The 13,256-nt window shown below is 71.7% G+C and carries 13 protein-coding genes; 4 read left to right on the forward strand and 9 right to left on the reverse strand.

Features of this window, described 5'->3' with window-relative positions:
• Positions 1–64 precede the first annotated feature (64 nt).
• Positions 65–1,042, reverse strand: a complete 978-nt coding sequence (locus JR065_RS10385; protein ID WP_429001857.1) for a hypothetical protein — start codon at positions 1,040–1,042, stop codon at positions 65–67.
• Between the two features lie 304 nt (positions 1,043–1,346).
• Between JR065_RS10385 and JR065_RS10390 the strand changes: the two genes are divergently transcribed.
• Both JR065_RS10390 and JR065_RS10395 read left to right on the forward strand, forming a co-directional pair.
• Positions 1,347–2,129, forward strand: a complete 783-nt coding sequence (locus JR065_RS10390; protein ID WP_206234056.1) for a transporter substrate-binding domain-containing protein — start codon at positions 1,347–1,349, stop codon at positions 2,127–2,129.
• Between the two features lie 126 nt (positions 2,130–2,255).
• On the forward strand, positions 2,256–2,726 hold the full coding sequence (locus JR065_RS10395) for a DUF4410 domain-containing protein (protein WP_206234057.1): 471 nt from the start codon (positions 2,256–2,258) through the stop codon (positions 2,724–2,726).
• Between the two features lie 222 nt (positions 2,727–2,948).
• Here JR065_RS10395 and JR065_RS10400 read toward each other — a convergent pair whose 3' ends face one another.
• Both JR065_RS10400 and JR065_RS10405 read right to left on the reverse strand, forming a co-directional pair.
• Positions 2,949–5,054 carry an NHL repeat-containing protein gene (locus JR065_RS10400; RefSeq protein WP_206234058.1) on the reverse strand — a complete coding sequence of 702 codons (2,106 nt, stop codon included), beginning with the start codon at positions 5,052–5,054 and terminating at the stop codon, positions 2,949–2,951.
• 243 nt (positions 5,055–5,297) lie between these two features.
• Complete coding sequence (locus tag JR065_RS10405) at positions 5,298–6,185, reverse strand: AraC family transcriptional regulator (RefSeq protein WP_206234059.1); 888 nt, start codon at positions 6,183–6,185, stop codon at positions 5,298–5,300.
• 284 nt (positions 6,186–6,469) lie between these two features.
• On the opposite strand from JR065_RS10405, the gene JR065_RS10410 reads away from it, so the two are divergent.
• Positions 6,470–6,841 carry a hypothetical protein gene (locus JR065_RS10410; protein ID WP_206234061.1) on the forward strand — a complete coding sequence of 124 codons (372 nt, stop codon included), beginning with the start codon at positions 6,470–6,472 and terminating at the stop codon, positions 6,839–6,841.
• A 19-nt stretch (positions 6,842–6,860) separates the two neighbouring features.
• On the opposite strand, the gene JR065_RS10415 is transcribed toward JR065_RS10410, so the two are convergent.
• Together JR065_RS10415 and JR065_RS10420 are read right to left on the reverse strand one after the other, a co-directional pair.
• Positions 6,861–7,844, reverse strand: a complete 984-nt coding sequence (locus JR065_RS10415) for a polysaccharide deacetylase family protein (protein ID WP_206234062.1) — start codon at positions 7,842–7,844, stop codon at positions 6,861–6,863.
• A gap of 34 nt (positions 7,845–7,878) precedes the next feature.
• Entirely contained in the window at positions 7,879–8,253 is a 375-nt protein-coding gene (locus JR065_RS10420; RefSeq protein ID WP_206234063.1) for a hypothetical protein, read from the reverse strand.
• 219 nt (positions 8,254–8,472) lie between these two features.
• Between JR065_RS10420 and JR065_RS10425 the strand changes: the two genes are divergently transcribed.
• Complete coding sequence (locus JR065_RS10425) at positions 8,473–9,006, forward strand: hypothetical protein (protein WP_206234064.1); 534 nt, start codon at positions 8,473–8,475, stop codon at positions 9,004–9,006.
• A 118-nt stretch (positions 9,007–9,124) separates the two neighbouring features.
• On the opposite strand, the gene JR065_RS10430 is transcribed toward JR065_RS10425, so the two are convergent.
• The 4 genes from JR065_RS10430 to JR065_RS10445 all read right to left on the reverse strand — a co-directional run bounded on the left by JR065_RS10430 (position 9,125) and on the right by JR065_RS10445 (position 13,139).
• Positions 9,125–9,466, reverse strand: coding sequence for a DUF3817 domain-containing protein (locus tag JR065_RS10430; RefSeq protein ID WP_206234142.1), 342 nt, complete (start codon positions 9,464–9,466; stop codon positions 9,125–9,127).
• A gap of 496 nt (positions 9,467–9,962) precedes the next feature.
• Positions 9,963–10,499, reverse strand: a complete 537-nt coding sequence (locus JR065_RS10435) for an SRPBCC family protein (RefSeq protein WP_206234065.1) — start codon at positions 10,497–10,499, stop codon at positions 9,963–9,965.
• Complete coding sequence (locus JR065_RS10440; RefSeq protein WP_241093528.1) at positions 10,496–10,852, reverse strand: ArsR/SmtB family transcription factor; 357 nt, start codon at positions 10,850–10,852, stop codon at positions 10,496–10,498. The genes JR065_RS10435 and JR065_RS10440 overlap by 4 nt, the downstream gene beginning before the upstream one ends.
• A gap of 193 nt (positions 10,853–11,045) precedes the next feature.
• Positions 11,046–13,139 carry a beta-galactosidase gene (locus tag JR065_RS10445; RefSeq protein ID WP_206234067.1) on the reverse strand — a complete coding sequence of 698 codons (2,094 nt, stop codon included), beginning with the start codon at positions 13,137–13,139 and terminating at the stop codon, positions 11,046–11,048.
• Positions 13,140–13,256: the final 117 nt, after the last annotated feature.

A 13,256-nucleotide genomic window follows, 5' to 3' on the forward strand; every position in this document is an offset into this window, starting at 1 on the left:
GGCGCATCATCGCGCACCCGGCGCGGCAACGGGTGAGGGCGGCGGCGTGGCGTCGGCCCGGGGTTCAGGGCGCGCAGGCCGCCAGCTTCTGGTCGGCGTACCACAGCGCGCGCCGCGCCAGGTCGTAGGCGCTGTCGGCCTGGCGCGGCAGCAACTGCTGCGCCAGCACCGGGTCGGCGCCGCCGGCCAGCGCCTTTTCCACCCGCTGCAGCTCGTCCAGGTGCAGCAGCGCCGGCGCCAGCAGGCGGCTGCGCTGCGGCGCCGGGCACCCCGCGCGGCGCCGCTCCAGCTCGCCGATCGCCCGGCGGATGCGGCGGCTGGCCTCGCCGTCCAGGCCGGGAACCTTCTCGAAGGCGATCGGCGCGGCCTTGTACGCGTCGCCGGTGGCCTCGCTGCCGAGGTCGCCGGGGCGCTCGTGCAGCGCCGGGTTGAAGCGCACGTCCGGCGGCGGACGTGCCACCGCCGGCTGGTGGGTGCTCTTGGGCCGCAGTTTCTTCATCGCCTCGCCGATGCCCTGCATCGCCACGTCGCCCAGGGTGCCATCGCTGGCCCAGTCCTTGTCGAAACGCGTGGAGCGGTAGTCGACCGGGTTCGGCCGTTCCAGCAGCCGCTTGGCCTTGGCCAGGTCGCGCGGATTGGTGGTGCCCGGCGCGGTGCCCGGCGCCTGCGCGAACGGATCGATCGCCACCGCGTCGGGCAGGCGCACGCGGCCGTCGCCGGTGTACAGCGTGGCGGCCATCGAGGCCGGCGCGGCGGCCGGCGTGGGCGTCGTGGCGGTCGCGCGCGGCGCGGGCGCGGCGGCGGGCCGGGCCGCGGGCCGCGGCCGTGCGGCAGGCGCCGTGGGACGCGCCGGATCCGGCGGCGCCACCGCGGCCGGCGGCGGCGCGCGCGACACGAACACCAATCGCAGCGCGTCGTCGGCATGCCGCGGCGAGGGCGTCGGCGCCAGCCACAGCAGCCGGCCCAGCAGCAGCAGGATCAGCCCGGCGCTCGCCGCCGCGCCCAGGCGCAGCAGCGTCTCGTCCGCAAGCGCCGGCTTCACGACGATCGGTTTTCCATGGCGAGGCGGGGGTTCACTAGGCGGGCGTTCAAGCGGCGGTGGTCTGCGGACCCGGCTAGGATGCCGCGAGTTCCTGTGCCGGCGCATCGCCGTCCATGCCGGCGTGCGCCACGCCGTGCCACACGGGCGGTGGCGCGGCGGCGCAAACCCGCGCCGCGCATGGCGCTGCGCATGCGCGGCGAAAACCGGTTAACGTTTTATTCGCATCCGCCGCGACAGCGGGGGTACAGCCGGCGCGCGCCGCACGCGCCCGGATGCGCAACCCCACCCCGCAAAGGACACCCCGATGCCCCGATGGCTTGCCGCACTGCTGCTGAGCGTGGCCGCCGCGCCGGCCACGGCCGCGGACTCGCACCTGGACACGGTGGTGCGCGACGGCACGCTGCGCGTGTGCACCACCGGCGACTACCTGCCGTACAGCCACCTGCGCCAGGACGGGCGCTACGAAGGCATCGACATCGAGCTGGCGCAGTCGCTGGCCGCCAGCCTCGGCGTGCGCGTGGCCTGGGTGGCCACGCGCTGGCCCACGCTGATGCCGGACCTGCTGGCGGCGCGCTGCGACCTGGCCGTCGGCGGCATCTCGGTGTCGCTGCCGCGCCAGCGCCAGGCGTTCTTCAGCGCGGTGCTGGACGTGGACGGCAAGGTCCCGCTGGTGCGCTGCGCCGAGCAGGCGCGCTACCAGCGCGTGGCGCAGATCAACCGTCCCGGGGTGCGTGTGATCGAGCCGCCCGGTGGCACCAACGAAGCCTTCGCCCGCCGCGAACTGCCGCTGGCGCAGCTGATCCTGTTTCCCGACAACACCGCCATCTTCCCCGAACTGGCCGAGGGCCGCGCCGACGTGATGATCACCGACGCATCGGAGGCGCGCTTCCAGCAGCGGCGCTACCCGCAGCTGTGCGCGGTGAATCCGCAGCAGCCGTTGCAGTACAGCGAAAAGGCGTTCCTGCTGCCGCGCGACGACGTGGCATGGAAAGCCTACGTCGACCAGTGGCTGCACCTGAGCAAGGCCAGCGGCGAGTACGCGCGGATCGTCGACAAGTGGGTCGGCCCGGCAGCGCCGGCACACTGAGGCGGCGACGGCGCGAGTCGATCCGGCACACGCGGCACGCCGATGCGCTCGCCGGCAAAGCCGCTATGCTCGGCACGCCGGCGGCGATCGCCACGGCAGACAAGGACTTCCAAAAAGGGGAAAAACATGAGGAACCTACTGTGCGCGCTCGCGTTGGCGGGCACCCTGCTGATGGCCGGCTGTTCCACCGACAGCGTGGTGCGCCAGAGCTACAAGGCCGCGGCGGCGGAAACCTACTGGTACCAGGTCAAGGGCAACCCGGACACCGATGCCGAAAGCCTGGCCATGTTCCAGCGCCAGCTGGACGAGAAACTGGAGCAGGCCAGGCTGCGCGGCAGCGAAGGCGGGGCCGGCGCGCGCAAGGTCACCATCGCCATCGAGCACTACTACATGCGCAGCAACGGCGCGCGCTTCTGGGGCGGCATCATGGCCGGGCGCGACAAGATCAAGAGCCGCGTGGACGTGGCCGACGCCAACGGCAAGACCGCCGCCAGCTTCGACGTCGAGTCGACCAACGCCACCGCCTGGGGCACGTCCGAGGGCCTGGTCGGCCGCCACGCCGAAGAGATCGTCGAGCGGCTCAAGCAGCTGCAGTAGCGGCGCAGCGTCACGCGGTTCGGCGGCGCTGCGCGGCCTGCGGGCACCGCAACGCCGCTTGCCGCAGCCGCAGTCGGCGTGCGCAGCGCAGCCGCTGGCGTCACCGCGAGACGGACCCCGGCAGCGCCCTTGCCGCCGCAGCGCAGCGCCGCCGGCAATTACCGCGGCATTCGTCCAGGCGCCGCGTGCCGCGATCGCGCAGCGCGCAGTTGGCGCGGGCGACTACTCCAGGGCGATGCGCAGGTCGCGGTTGGCCGCGGCCTGGTTGCCGCTGTAGTCGCGCGCGGTGATGCGGATCGTGTAGTCGCCGGGCGGCAACGCGTCCGGCCGCCACAGGCCCTGGGCGACGCGGCCGTCGCGCACGGTGTTGGTGACCACGTACTGGAAGCGGGTGATCGCGCTGCCGTGCACGGTGACGCCGCTGTCGGCCGCGTAGGCCACCTTGACCGCGTCCGGATGCGCCGGCATGCGGTTGAATTCGATGGTGGTGCGCGGCACGGCATAGTCCGGCAACGGCGTGCCCTGGGCGTCCAGCACCTGGTAACCGAGCGCGTACAGCCCCAGGCGCCGCCGCGGCAGGTTGCGGTCCACCTGGTCCCAGGCCTCGACCACGATCTGCACGCCGGCGGTGGCGCGCGGCACGTGCACGCGGCCATCGCGCGCCTTCGGCAGCGCCTGCCCGCCCGCATCCAGCAGGCCGATGCGGTCGATGCGCGGCGCATAGTGGTCGGCGTAGCCCTGGAAGCCCAGCTGCACCGCATTGCGCTCGAAGCCGCTGGCGCCGACGTTCAGGTGCACGTGCGCCATGCCGTTGAGCGTGCCCAGCGCATCGCCCGCACTGAACCGGGTGCCGCGCAGCACGCGCACGCGCTCGGGCTTGCCGGCCTCGTCGACCAGCAGGTGGAAACGCCGCGGGTCCAGCGAAGCGCCCTGCGCGGTGCGGCCCACGCGCATGTGGATGTAGCCCAGGTCGTCCACCGCGAGGCCTTCGCTGGATTGGCCGAAGCCCCAGGTCGCGTTGGCGCTGGCGACCTTGGCATCGGCGATCGCCAGCACCGTCTGTCCCACGTCGCCGCGGATATCCAGGCCGGCGTGCAGGTGGTCGCGGCTCTCGCCCTGGTAGTTGCCGCGCACCTCGCCGAGCGTGCCGACCACCTCGTGCCAGCCGTCCTGCGGGTGCAGCGGCCAGCGACCGCGCGTGGCCGGCAACGGCTGCCGCGGCGACGGCCCCACCGGCGAGGGCACGGCGGCGCTCGCCGCATCCGCCGGCACCAGGCGATGCACGCGCGCGCTGGCGGCGTCGGTGACGTAGACCGCGCCGACCGCGTCGATGGCCAGCCCGGCCGGACGCGCCAGCCGCTGTTCGACCTGCTCGCCGCTCAGCACCAGCACGTGCCCGGTGCGGGTGACCTGCACCATCCGGCCCGCCGCGTCGCCGACGTAGCACACCCCGTCGTGGCTCAGCGCCAGGCTCAGCGGCCGGTAGAACAGCCGCTGGCTCGCGTCCGACGGCCCGCCGACCAGCGTGCGCACCTGCCCGTCCGGCGACAGCCGGCGGATCGCGTCGTTGCGCAGATCGGCGATCCACAGCGTGCCGCCGGCATCCACCTCCAGGTCGGTCGGCGTATCGAAGCGCGCGTCGGCGGCGGCGCCGTCGGCATAGCCGGGGCGCTCGCCGCCGGCCAGCGTGCGTACCTGGCCGTCGCGGTCGATCACGCGGATGCGGTCGTTGTAGGTGTCGGCGACATAGACGCGTCCGCCCGCGTCCACCGCCACGCCGACCGGCCCGTTGAAGCGCGCCTGCGCCGCAGGGCCGTCGCGGAAGCCCGCGGTGCCGTCGCCGGCCAGCGTGGTCACGTGGCCCTGCACGCTGATCTTGCGGATGGCATGGTTGCCGGTGTCGGCCACGTAGAGGTCGCCCGCCGCATCCACCGCGATGCCGGAGGGCGTGGCGAACCTCGCCGCCTGGCCGATGCCGTCGGCGAAGCCCTCGGCGCCGCCGGCCAGCGTGGCCACCACGCCATCGCGGCCGATGCGGCGGATGCGGTTGTTGTCGCCGGCATCGGCGACGTACAGCACGCCGTGGCGATCGGCCGCGATGCCGTACGGATCGGCGAAGCGCGCTCGGCCGGCGGCGGCATCGGCCAGGCCGCGCACGCCGTCGCCGGCCACCCATTGCAGCTGCGCGGTCCATCCCAGCGGCGTCGGTGCCGGGCCGCTGGGCGCTTGCGGCGCACCCGTACGCGGCTCGAACACGAACGTGGCGGCCAGCGCCGCCACGGTCACCACCAGCACCACCGCCGGCCACCGCCAGGTCCTTCTCGTCATGCGCCACGTACGGCAGTGAGGGATGCGCACCTTAGTGCATTTCAACGCGGATGTTTACCGCCAGCGAGATGTCGGGGAGCGGCGCAGGCCTCCCGGCGCGACAGGCACGGCGGCAAGGCTTTGGGATCGAACGGTCGAACGCATCCCGCGCCGCGCGCAGGTTTCAATATCCGCGAACGAAGAAAACGCGTGCTACGCGACAGCGCCATGACCGGCGCACCGCGCGTGCGTACGCGGTGTCGACTAGCGCAGGTGCTCGCTGACGTCGTTGCGCGGCGAGCGCCCGTACAGGCGGCTGTATTCGCGGCTGAACTGCGACGGGCTCTGGTAGCCGACGCGGTAGCCTGCCGTGCCCACGTCCATGCGCTCCACCACCATCAGCCGCCGCGCTTCGCGCAGGCGCAGCTGCTTCTGGTATTGCAGCGGGGTCATCGCGGTCACCGCGTTGAAGTGGTGGTGCAGCGACGAGGCGCTCATGTTGACGTGCCGTGCCAGGTCCTCGATCCGCAGCGGATCGGTGTAGTGCTGGCGCAGCCACGCGATCGCCTTGGCGATGCGGTTGCTCGGGCTGTCCTCCTGGGCGATGCGCAGCAGGTTCGGCCCGCACGGTCCGGTCAGCAGCCGGTACAGGATCTCCTGTTCGATCAGCGGCGCCATCGCGGCGATGTCGTCGGGGCGCTCGATCAGCTTGAGCATGCGCAACGCCGCGTCCAGCAGCGCCGGGCACGCGGTGTTGACCGAGACCCCGCGGACATCGGCGCTGGCCTGCGCCGGCAGCGGAATGCGTTCGAGCAGTTCGCGCAGCCGGTCGGGCTTGATCGCCATGCCCACGCCGAGCAGCGGCCGCTCCGGGCTGGCCTGGGTGATCCGCGACACCACCGGCAGGTCCAGCGCCACCAGCAGGTAATTGCCCACGCCGTAGCGGTACTCCTCGGTGCCCAGGCTCAGGCATTTCTCGCCCTGCACCACCATCGCGAAGCAGGGCCACTGCGCGGTGTGGCTCTTCGGCGACGGCGCGGTGCGGTGGGAACAGAAGAAGCCGTCGATCGGGGTTTCGCCGTCGCCGTCGGGAACGGTCAATCGGGCAACCAGTTCGGCCATCTCTCGGTAGCGGTCGGCGAGCGCAGTCATCGGCAGGGGCGCAACGGCGGGCGTGGAAGGAGGTACAGCTTGCCTGATACTGCGCTGGCGCGGACCACCGGCACGGCGCGGTTTGCAGGATCGTACAAGAATCCCGTGGGATCGCGATAACGCGCCGGCACGCCTCGCTCGCATCCTGTGCAGCCGGATCCCCCTGCTTCCACCGGAGTGCTCCATGCCCAGCCCGCTCCCCCGCTTCGCCTGCCGTACGCCGATCGGCGCCGCCGCCCTCGGCCCCCACCGCGCCGCCCCGCGCGCCAGCCAGGGTTGAACCGATGCAGCCGCATACCGAAGCCCTCGAAATCGCCACCTTCCGCCTGCAGGACTGCACCTGGCGGACCTTCCTGCGCGCCAACGCCGAGGTCGATGCCTGGCTGCAGCGCCAGCCCGGTTTCCGCTCGCGCCGCATCGCCCGGCGCCGCGACGGCACCGTGGTCGACATGCTGCTGTGGGACAGCGTCGCACACGGCACCGCCTCGGCGCGGCGGCTGATGCGCGAACTGGGCGATGCCGCGATCCATGCCTTGATCGATCCGGACACGGTGTCGTGGAGCATCGCCCCGGTGCAGCACGCCAGCGGCGGCGACCGCGGCGGCATCGACGCCGACCTGGATGCCGGCGCCGGCATCGAACGCATCGCCGCGTAGGCGACAGCGCAACCGGGTTCTACTCCGAATCGATCCCGGCCAGCGCGAACACCCACGCCGGCACCGCCGGTTCGCCGGCGTAGAAGTCCTTGGGCTTGTGCTCGGCCATCGCCCAGCGGTGCAGCCAGCTGATGCCGCCGCGGCCGGTATAGCCTTCGGCGTGCCGGTAGGCCGGATCGCGCAACGCCTGGTCCAGGGTGATGAACGCATAGCCGCGCCGGCGCGTGGCGGCGATCAGTTCAGGGAACGCCACCGCATTGAGTTCGTTGGCATGCATCAGCCACACCTGCGCGATGCGGCGGCCGAACAGCCGCTGCGATTGCGCCTCGAAGTAGTCCAGCTTGTTGAGCATGTACGGCACGTAGCCCTTGCGCAGCCGCAACAGCGTGGCCTCGCGCGCCGCGCCGGCCGGCTCGTTCTCCAGCACGCGCGCATAGGCGAAGGCCCAGACCCATTCGCCGTTGTCCACGGTGACCGGCGCGACGCGGTAGCCGCGCGCCACGACGAAGCCGACCACCGCTTCGCGGTCGGCTTGGCTGCGGCCGCTGGCCAGGTACGGATGGCGGAACCAGCGCAACGGCTGGCCGTATCCGGCCAGCAACGGGCGCAGCGTGCGTTCGCCGCGCACGATGGCGTCCTCGTAGGCGGGCACGCCGACCTCGTGCAGGTTCACGTGGCCGTAGGTGTGGTTGCCCAGTTCGTAGCCGGCGTCCAGCCAGTCGCGCAGCATCGCCACCCGCTGCGGCTGCAGTTGGCCGTCCCGTTCGAGCTTGTCCTCGTTGACGAAGCCGACGATGGGCACCTGCGCCTGCTTCAACGCGGCCATCAGCTGCGCATGCAGCGCCGGCAGCTGCGCCTGCGGGGTCTGCCCCATGCGTTGCCATGGCAGGTCGTCGATGGTCACCGCGATGCGGCGGTCGTCGACCTGTGCCTGTACCTGTGCCTGTGCGGCAGCGGAGACCAGCAACAGCGCCGACAACAGGAAACGGCAAGGATTGTTCATCGGCCACATCGCGTTCTCTCGAGAGCTGTCCAGTCTAGCGGCTGCGGCGTTGCGGCCTGCTCAGCACCAGCAGCACCCAGCCGGTGGCGACGGCCGCCAGCAGCAACAGCACGGTGAAGAAGCCGTCCATCGCCATCCAGAACCAGTAGCCCTGCGGATCGGCGTCGCGCACATAGACCTGCGTCGGCCCGACGCGCCGCACGTTGGTGTACACGCCGCTCAGCAACGACTTCACCAGCAGGTAGAGCTTCACCAGGCCACCGGCCGCCACCATCGCCACCGCCAGCACCGAGGCCGGCCAGCGCAACCACTCGGCCAGCCGGCGCGCGGGCGCCGGCGCAGGTTCGTGCTTGCGTTGCCGTCGTTCCTGCCTGCCCATCGTCTCCACCGCCTGCGGCCATCGCTGCATTCTAGGCCGCCGCCGCGATGCAGACGCGCGAATGTGCCGGCGCGGCGTTGCCGCTATAATCGCCGCGCATCGTTCGCCGGGCCGCACCGGCCCGCTGCCGTTGCACCCATCAAGGAAGATCGCGCCGGCCTCGCCCCGGCCTGCCGGCCTGCGTCGATTCCTTGCCCTCCGCCGCGCCACTCGTCCGGCAGGCACATCGTTCGCACCAAGGAAATCGTCTTGAAGAATCTCGTCACCCTCGTCCTGCTGGCACTGTGCGCGACCGTGCTGTCCGCCTGCGACCCCACCACCGGCAACAAGAACATGTCGCCGGAGGTCTATCTGGACCACAACATCTCGGTCTGGAACAGCGTCACCTCGGTGACCGAACCGTGGATCGGCGGCCCGCGCGGCGAACAACTGCTGGACGATGCGAGCGAACTGAAGCCGATGACGGCGCACCGCAACGCGCTGAACAATCCGCGCAAGCAGATCGCCAGCTCCGGCGTGGGCTTCGAAGGCTTCGGCATTCCCGAAGACGCGCAGGACATGGACGCCAAGCTGAAGGCCTACCTGAAGAGCGCCGACACGGTGCTGGCGACGATGCAGGAAATCACCGCGCTGCCCGACGGCTACACCGAAACCCAGGTGGCGCCGCTGCTGGAGCGGCTGAACAGCGAAACCGACGCCCTGGACAAGGACGCCTCGGCGCTGGACACGGCGCAGAACGCCTACGCCAAGAAGCACCGCATCACCCTGGTGCCCCAGGGCTGAGCGCCGCCGGCACCGACAGCGAAAAAAGCGGCCCCAGGGCCGCTTTTTTTTGCCGTGCCCAGGGGCGCGAATCGGCCGCGGCGAGCCGAACGGCCGTTCGCCGCGCCGGCCGCTTCGCCTAGCGGGCCGCGCTCTGCGGCGGCGAGCCGAGCAGCCCGATGCGGCGGAACCACATTTCCAGCGGCACCGTGACCAGCGGCGGCAACGCCGCCAGCAGGCTCAGCAGCCACGCCCACCACGGCCAGCGCAGGCGCACGGCGGCCATCACGCTGGCGACCACGTAGACCAGGAACGCCACCCCGTGCAGCCGGCCGAACAGCCATACGCCCAGTTCGGTGGTCTGGGTGCCGTACTTCAGCAGCATGCCGATCAGCAGGCCGGCCCAGGTGAGGCCTTCGAAGAAGGCGGCGGCGGCGAACAGGCGGCCGACAGGCGAGAGGGGATGGGAACGCACGCGCAGACTCCAGACGGGACGGGAAGAGGCCGCGACGCGATGGCGATGGCGACGCCCGCTGGCAGCGCCATTCTACGGGATCGGGATCAGCCGCCGCGCGGCAGGCGTCTTCGCGCGCACCTTCGCCGGCACCGCGCACGGCCTTGGGTCGCTGCCGGCCGGTAGCCGGTCGCGTCTTCGGCAGTGGTTCGATCCGTGGCGCGACGTCGGTCCGGCTGCCTGCCGACAGGGCCGGCACGCCGGCGCGCGGCTGCCGGTCACGCAGGCATCCGGCGTCGCACTCATGCCTCCATGCCGCATCGGCAGGCGAACCCACGGTGCCGGGCCCGTCGCGCAGAACCCGCTTCGCGCGTGCGGATTCCCGCACCGCACGCACGCAGCGCGACGTTGCCGCTTGCCGGCAGGCACGCCCCGCGGCCCATCGCAGCCGCCGCGTCGATCACCGCGCCCCGGCGCCTCGAGACGAGCATCGGCGACGACGGCGCCGCGGGCTCGCCGTGCGTCAGGCCGGCATGCGCCGCTCGTATTCCGCGCGCAGGCGGGTCCAGCCGTCCCAGAACGGCTCCGGCGTGTCGCCGCGCAGGACGGCAGCCAGCACGTCCAGGTGCACATGCCAGCCGGCGGACACGCCGAGCAGCGTGCTGCGATCCGGCAGGCGACGGTGCACCACGGTCAGCAGTACGTCGGCCCCCTGCGGTTCCAGTTCGAAGCTCACCTCGCCGTCGCTGGCGCCCCAGCTGATGGCCAGTCTGCGCGGCGGATCGAGTTCCAGTACCCGCACCTGCATCCGCTGTTCCTCGGCGAAACCGTCCGGCCGCCGGCCGGGCGGATCGGACAGCTCGTCGTTGCGCCATACGAGCTCGGCCGGCGCGCCGACCTTCATCTCCATCTGCCCCGCCGCCAGCCAGCGGCGGCGCAGCTCGCTTTCGGTGAGGTACGCCCACACCCGTTCGATGGGGCCGGGCAACAGGCGCTGGATCTTCACCGTGGCCGGTTCGGCCAGCACGCCATAGGCATCCACTGCGACAGCTTCGTTCATGGGTCTTCTCCTCGGGAGTCGGGACTTGCGGCGGCGTCCTCCTGGCGGAGGAGCTGTTCGAGCACATCCAGACGCCCGGTCCAGAATCGCTCGTAGAAGCGAAGCCACTGCTGGGCGCTGGCGAGCGGCCCCGGCTCGAGCCGGCACAGGTGGGTGCGCCCGCGCACCTCGCGGCGGATCAATCCCGCCTTCTCCAGCGCCTTGATGTGCTTGGACGCGGCCGCCAGCGAAATCGCGAACGGCTCGGCCAGCTGGCCCACGGTCCGCTCGCCCGCCGCCAGTTCGCGCAGCATCTGCCGGCGCGTGGCATCGCCCAGCGCGTGGAAGACGGTATCCAACGGGTGCGGGTGCATGACATGTTCAACCATATGGTTGAATTTAATACCCGGCGACCCCGAAAGTCAACCATCTGGTTGAATTAGATCCGTGCCGCCACCGCCTGCTCACTGGCCGGTAGGTTTTCGCCCCCGTACGGCGCATCCCGTGCCCCCGGCGCCTTGGCACCGGCCACCGCCGTTCATCGAACCGGTGCGCTGGAAACCCGCGCTATGGACGATCGTCCAGCACCTCGACGCCGTCGGGTTCGAGCCGGACCACGTCGCTGGGCTCGCCCGCGCCGAGCAGCGAGCGCATCGGTGCGGGCAGGCGCAGCTGTTGCGGTCGCGGGCCGTGGTTGATCAGCACCACGACGCGGCGGCGGCCGTCGCTGCGCACGCCGACTTCCACGTCCTCGGGCACGTCGGCCAGCGGCGCGCGCACGTCGGCGCGGCGCAGCCATTCGCCGGTGAGCCGATCCAGGCTCGCATCGTCGAGCCAGGCGCCGACATAGCTGATGCTGCCCTTGCCGACGCGGCGGGTCAGCAACGCCGGCTCGCCGTCCAGCCAGCCGTTGGCCTGGCCGTAGCGCAGCGCGACTTCGGTCTGCGGCGAGCGCGGCTGCAACTGTTCGGCCCAGATCTTCGCGGTGCCGGTCGCGGACGCGCCGGCCACCGGGATCGGCGCGTCCAGCGCGTAGAACTGCTGCACGCGGCCGCCCAGCAGCTCGGCCAACGGCCCGGGCTGGCGCTGCGGATGCAGGCCGTTGTCGGCGTTCTTCATGCCGCTGCGCGGGCCCAGCACCAGGTGCCCGCCGCGTTCGACATAGGCCTTCAGCCGCTGCGCCTGCGCCTCGCTCAGCACGTTGAGCGACGGCGCGACCACCAGCTTGTAGCCCTGCAGCGGCGCCATCGCCGAGACCACGTCGACCACCTGCGCCTGCCGGCGCAGCGGCCGGTAGAACGACTTCATCTGCACCACCGGGTCGAAGTCGGCGGCGTGCTTCTGGAAGCCCAGCGCCCAGCGGCTGTCGAAGTCGTTGATCATCGCCACCTCCGCGCGCGGCGTGGTCCCGGCCAGCGCCGCGCCGGCCTTGGCGAACTCCGCGCCGACCCGCTGGATCTCCGCATACACCGGCACCGGCTCGCCGTCGGCACCGACCAGAGTGCCGTGGTATTCCTCCTGCCCGTTCGGCGCCGCGCGCCACTGCCAATACGCCACCGCGTCGGCACCGTGCGCCACCGCCTGCCAGGCCATCGCCCGCACCAGGCCCTTGCGCAGCGCCACGTTGTTCGCGCGCCAGTTGACGAAGCCCGGCTGGGTCTCCATCACCCAGTAGTTGCGCCGCTTGTAGCCGCGGGTGAGGTCGTGGCGCGCCGCGTTGTCCACCCAGTCGTAGCGCTCGCCGGCGACGTAGTCGTCCCACGCGGCGATGTCGAGCACCTCGTGCAGCTGGTAGGCATCGAAGCCGGCGAACCAGCCCATCGTGTTGGTGGTGATGAACTGGCGCGCGTCGGCATGCGGGCGGATGGCGTCGATCTGGTTGCGCGAGTAGTCGGTCCAGGTGTCGCTGACGAAACGCTTCCATTCCAGCAGCAAGGCCGGGTTCTGGTCCTGGTCGCGCACCGGGATCTGCGCGAAGTCGTCGTAGGTCTGGCTCCAGTACGCGGTCGCCCAGCGCCGGTTCAGCGCCGCGATGCTGCCGTACTTGCGCTGCAGCCAGGCATGGAACTGCGCCTTGGCTTCCGGGTCGAACGAGGCCTGCGCGTACTCGTTGTCCAGCTGCCAGCCGACCACGTCCGGGTGGTGCCCGTAGCGCCGCGCCATCTGTTCGGCGATCGCGCGCGCCAGCTGGCGGTAGCGCGCACTGGCGAAGGAGAACTGCTGCCGGTTGCCGTGTTCGTCGCGCACCCCGTCCGGGCCGACGCGCAAGGTATCCGGATACTTCTGCGTCAGCCACGCCGGCGGCGCGGCGGTCGGCGTGCCCAGCACCACCACCATGCGGTGCCGCGCCGCGGCGGCGATGGCGCGGTCCATCCAGCCGAAATCGTATTCGCCTTCGCGCGGCTCCATGCGGCTCCACGCGAACTCGCCGATCCGCACCACCCGCACGTGCGCGGCCTCCATCAACGCCAGGTCGCGCTCCCACTGCGCCTCCGGCCACTGCTCCGGATACCAGGCCACGCCCAGCAGCAACGGTGCGGCATCGGCATAGCGCGTCGCCTGCGCCTGCGCCTGCGGCACCGCGACGGCGGCCGCCAGCGCGAGCATCGCGCCCGACAGCAGCGCGGCCAGGCGTTGCGGGATCGAGGAAGGTATCGGCATCGGCGGGCTCGTCGGCAGGGGGAATGGATGGCGCGCCAAGCAAAGGCGTCGCCAATGCATTGTGCGCGACCGCGGCGCCGAGACCTTGTAGCCGTTGCCGGATTTACATGCGCAAAT

This window comes from Xanthomonas sp., assembly GCF_017163755.1.
GTDB lineage: Bacteria > Pseudomonadota > Gammaproteobacteria > Xanthomonadales > Xanthomonadaceae > Xanthomonas_A.

Coding starts and splice junctions, on each gene's coding strand:
- JR065_RS10390 (WP_206234056.1), top strand. CDS start 1,347: ATGCCCCGATGGCTTGCCGCACTGCTGCTGAGCGTGGCCGCCGCGCCG.
- JR065_RS10395 (WP_206234057.1), top strand. CDS start 2,256: ATGAGGAACCTACTGTGCGCGCTCGCGTTGGCGGGCACCCTGCTGATG.
- JR065_RS10400 (WP_206234058.1), bottom strand. CDS start 5,054: ATGACGAGAAGGACCTGGCGGTGGCCGGCGGTGGTGCTGGTGGTGACC.
- JR065_RS10405 (WP_206234059.1), bottom strand. CDS start 6,185: ATGACTGCGCTCGCCGACCGCTACCGAGAGATGGCCGAACTGGTTGCC.
- JR065_RS10410 (WP_206234061.1), top strand. CDS start 6,470: ATGCAGCCGCATACCGAAGCCCTCGAAATCGCCACCTTCCGCCTGCAG.
- JR065_RS10415 (WP_206234062.1), bottom strand. CDS start 7,844: ATGAACAATCCTTGCCGTTTCCTGTTGTCGGCGCTGTTGCTGGTCTCC.
- JR065_RS10420 (WP_206234063.1), bottom strand. CDS start 8,253: ATGCAGCGATGGCCGCAGGCGGTGGAGACGATGGGCAGGCAGGAACGA.
- JR065_RS10435 (WP_206234065.1), bottom strand. CDS start 10,499: ATGAACGAAGCTGTCGCAGTGGATGCCTATGGCGTGCTGGCCGAACCG.
- JR065_RS10440 (WP_241093528.1), bottom strand. CDS start 10,852: ATGCACCCGCACCCGTTGGATACCGTCTTCCACGCGCTGGGCGATGCC.
- JR065_RS10445 (WP_206234067.1), bottom strand. CDS start 13,139: ATGCCGATACCTTCCTCGATCCCGCAACGCCTGGCCGCGCTGCTGTCG.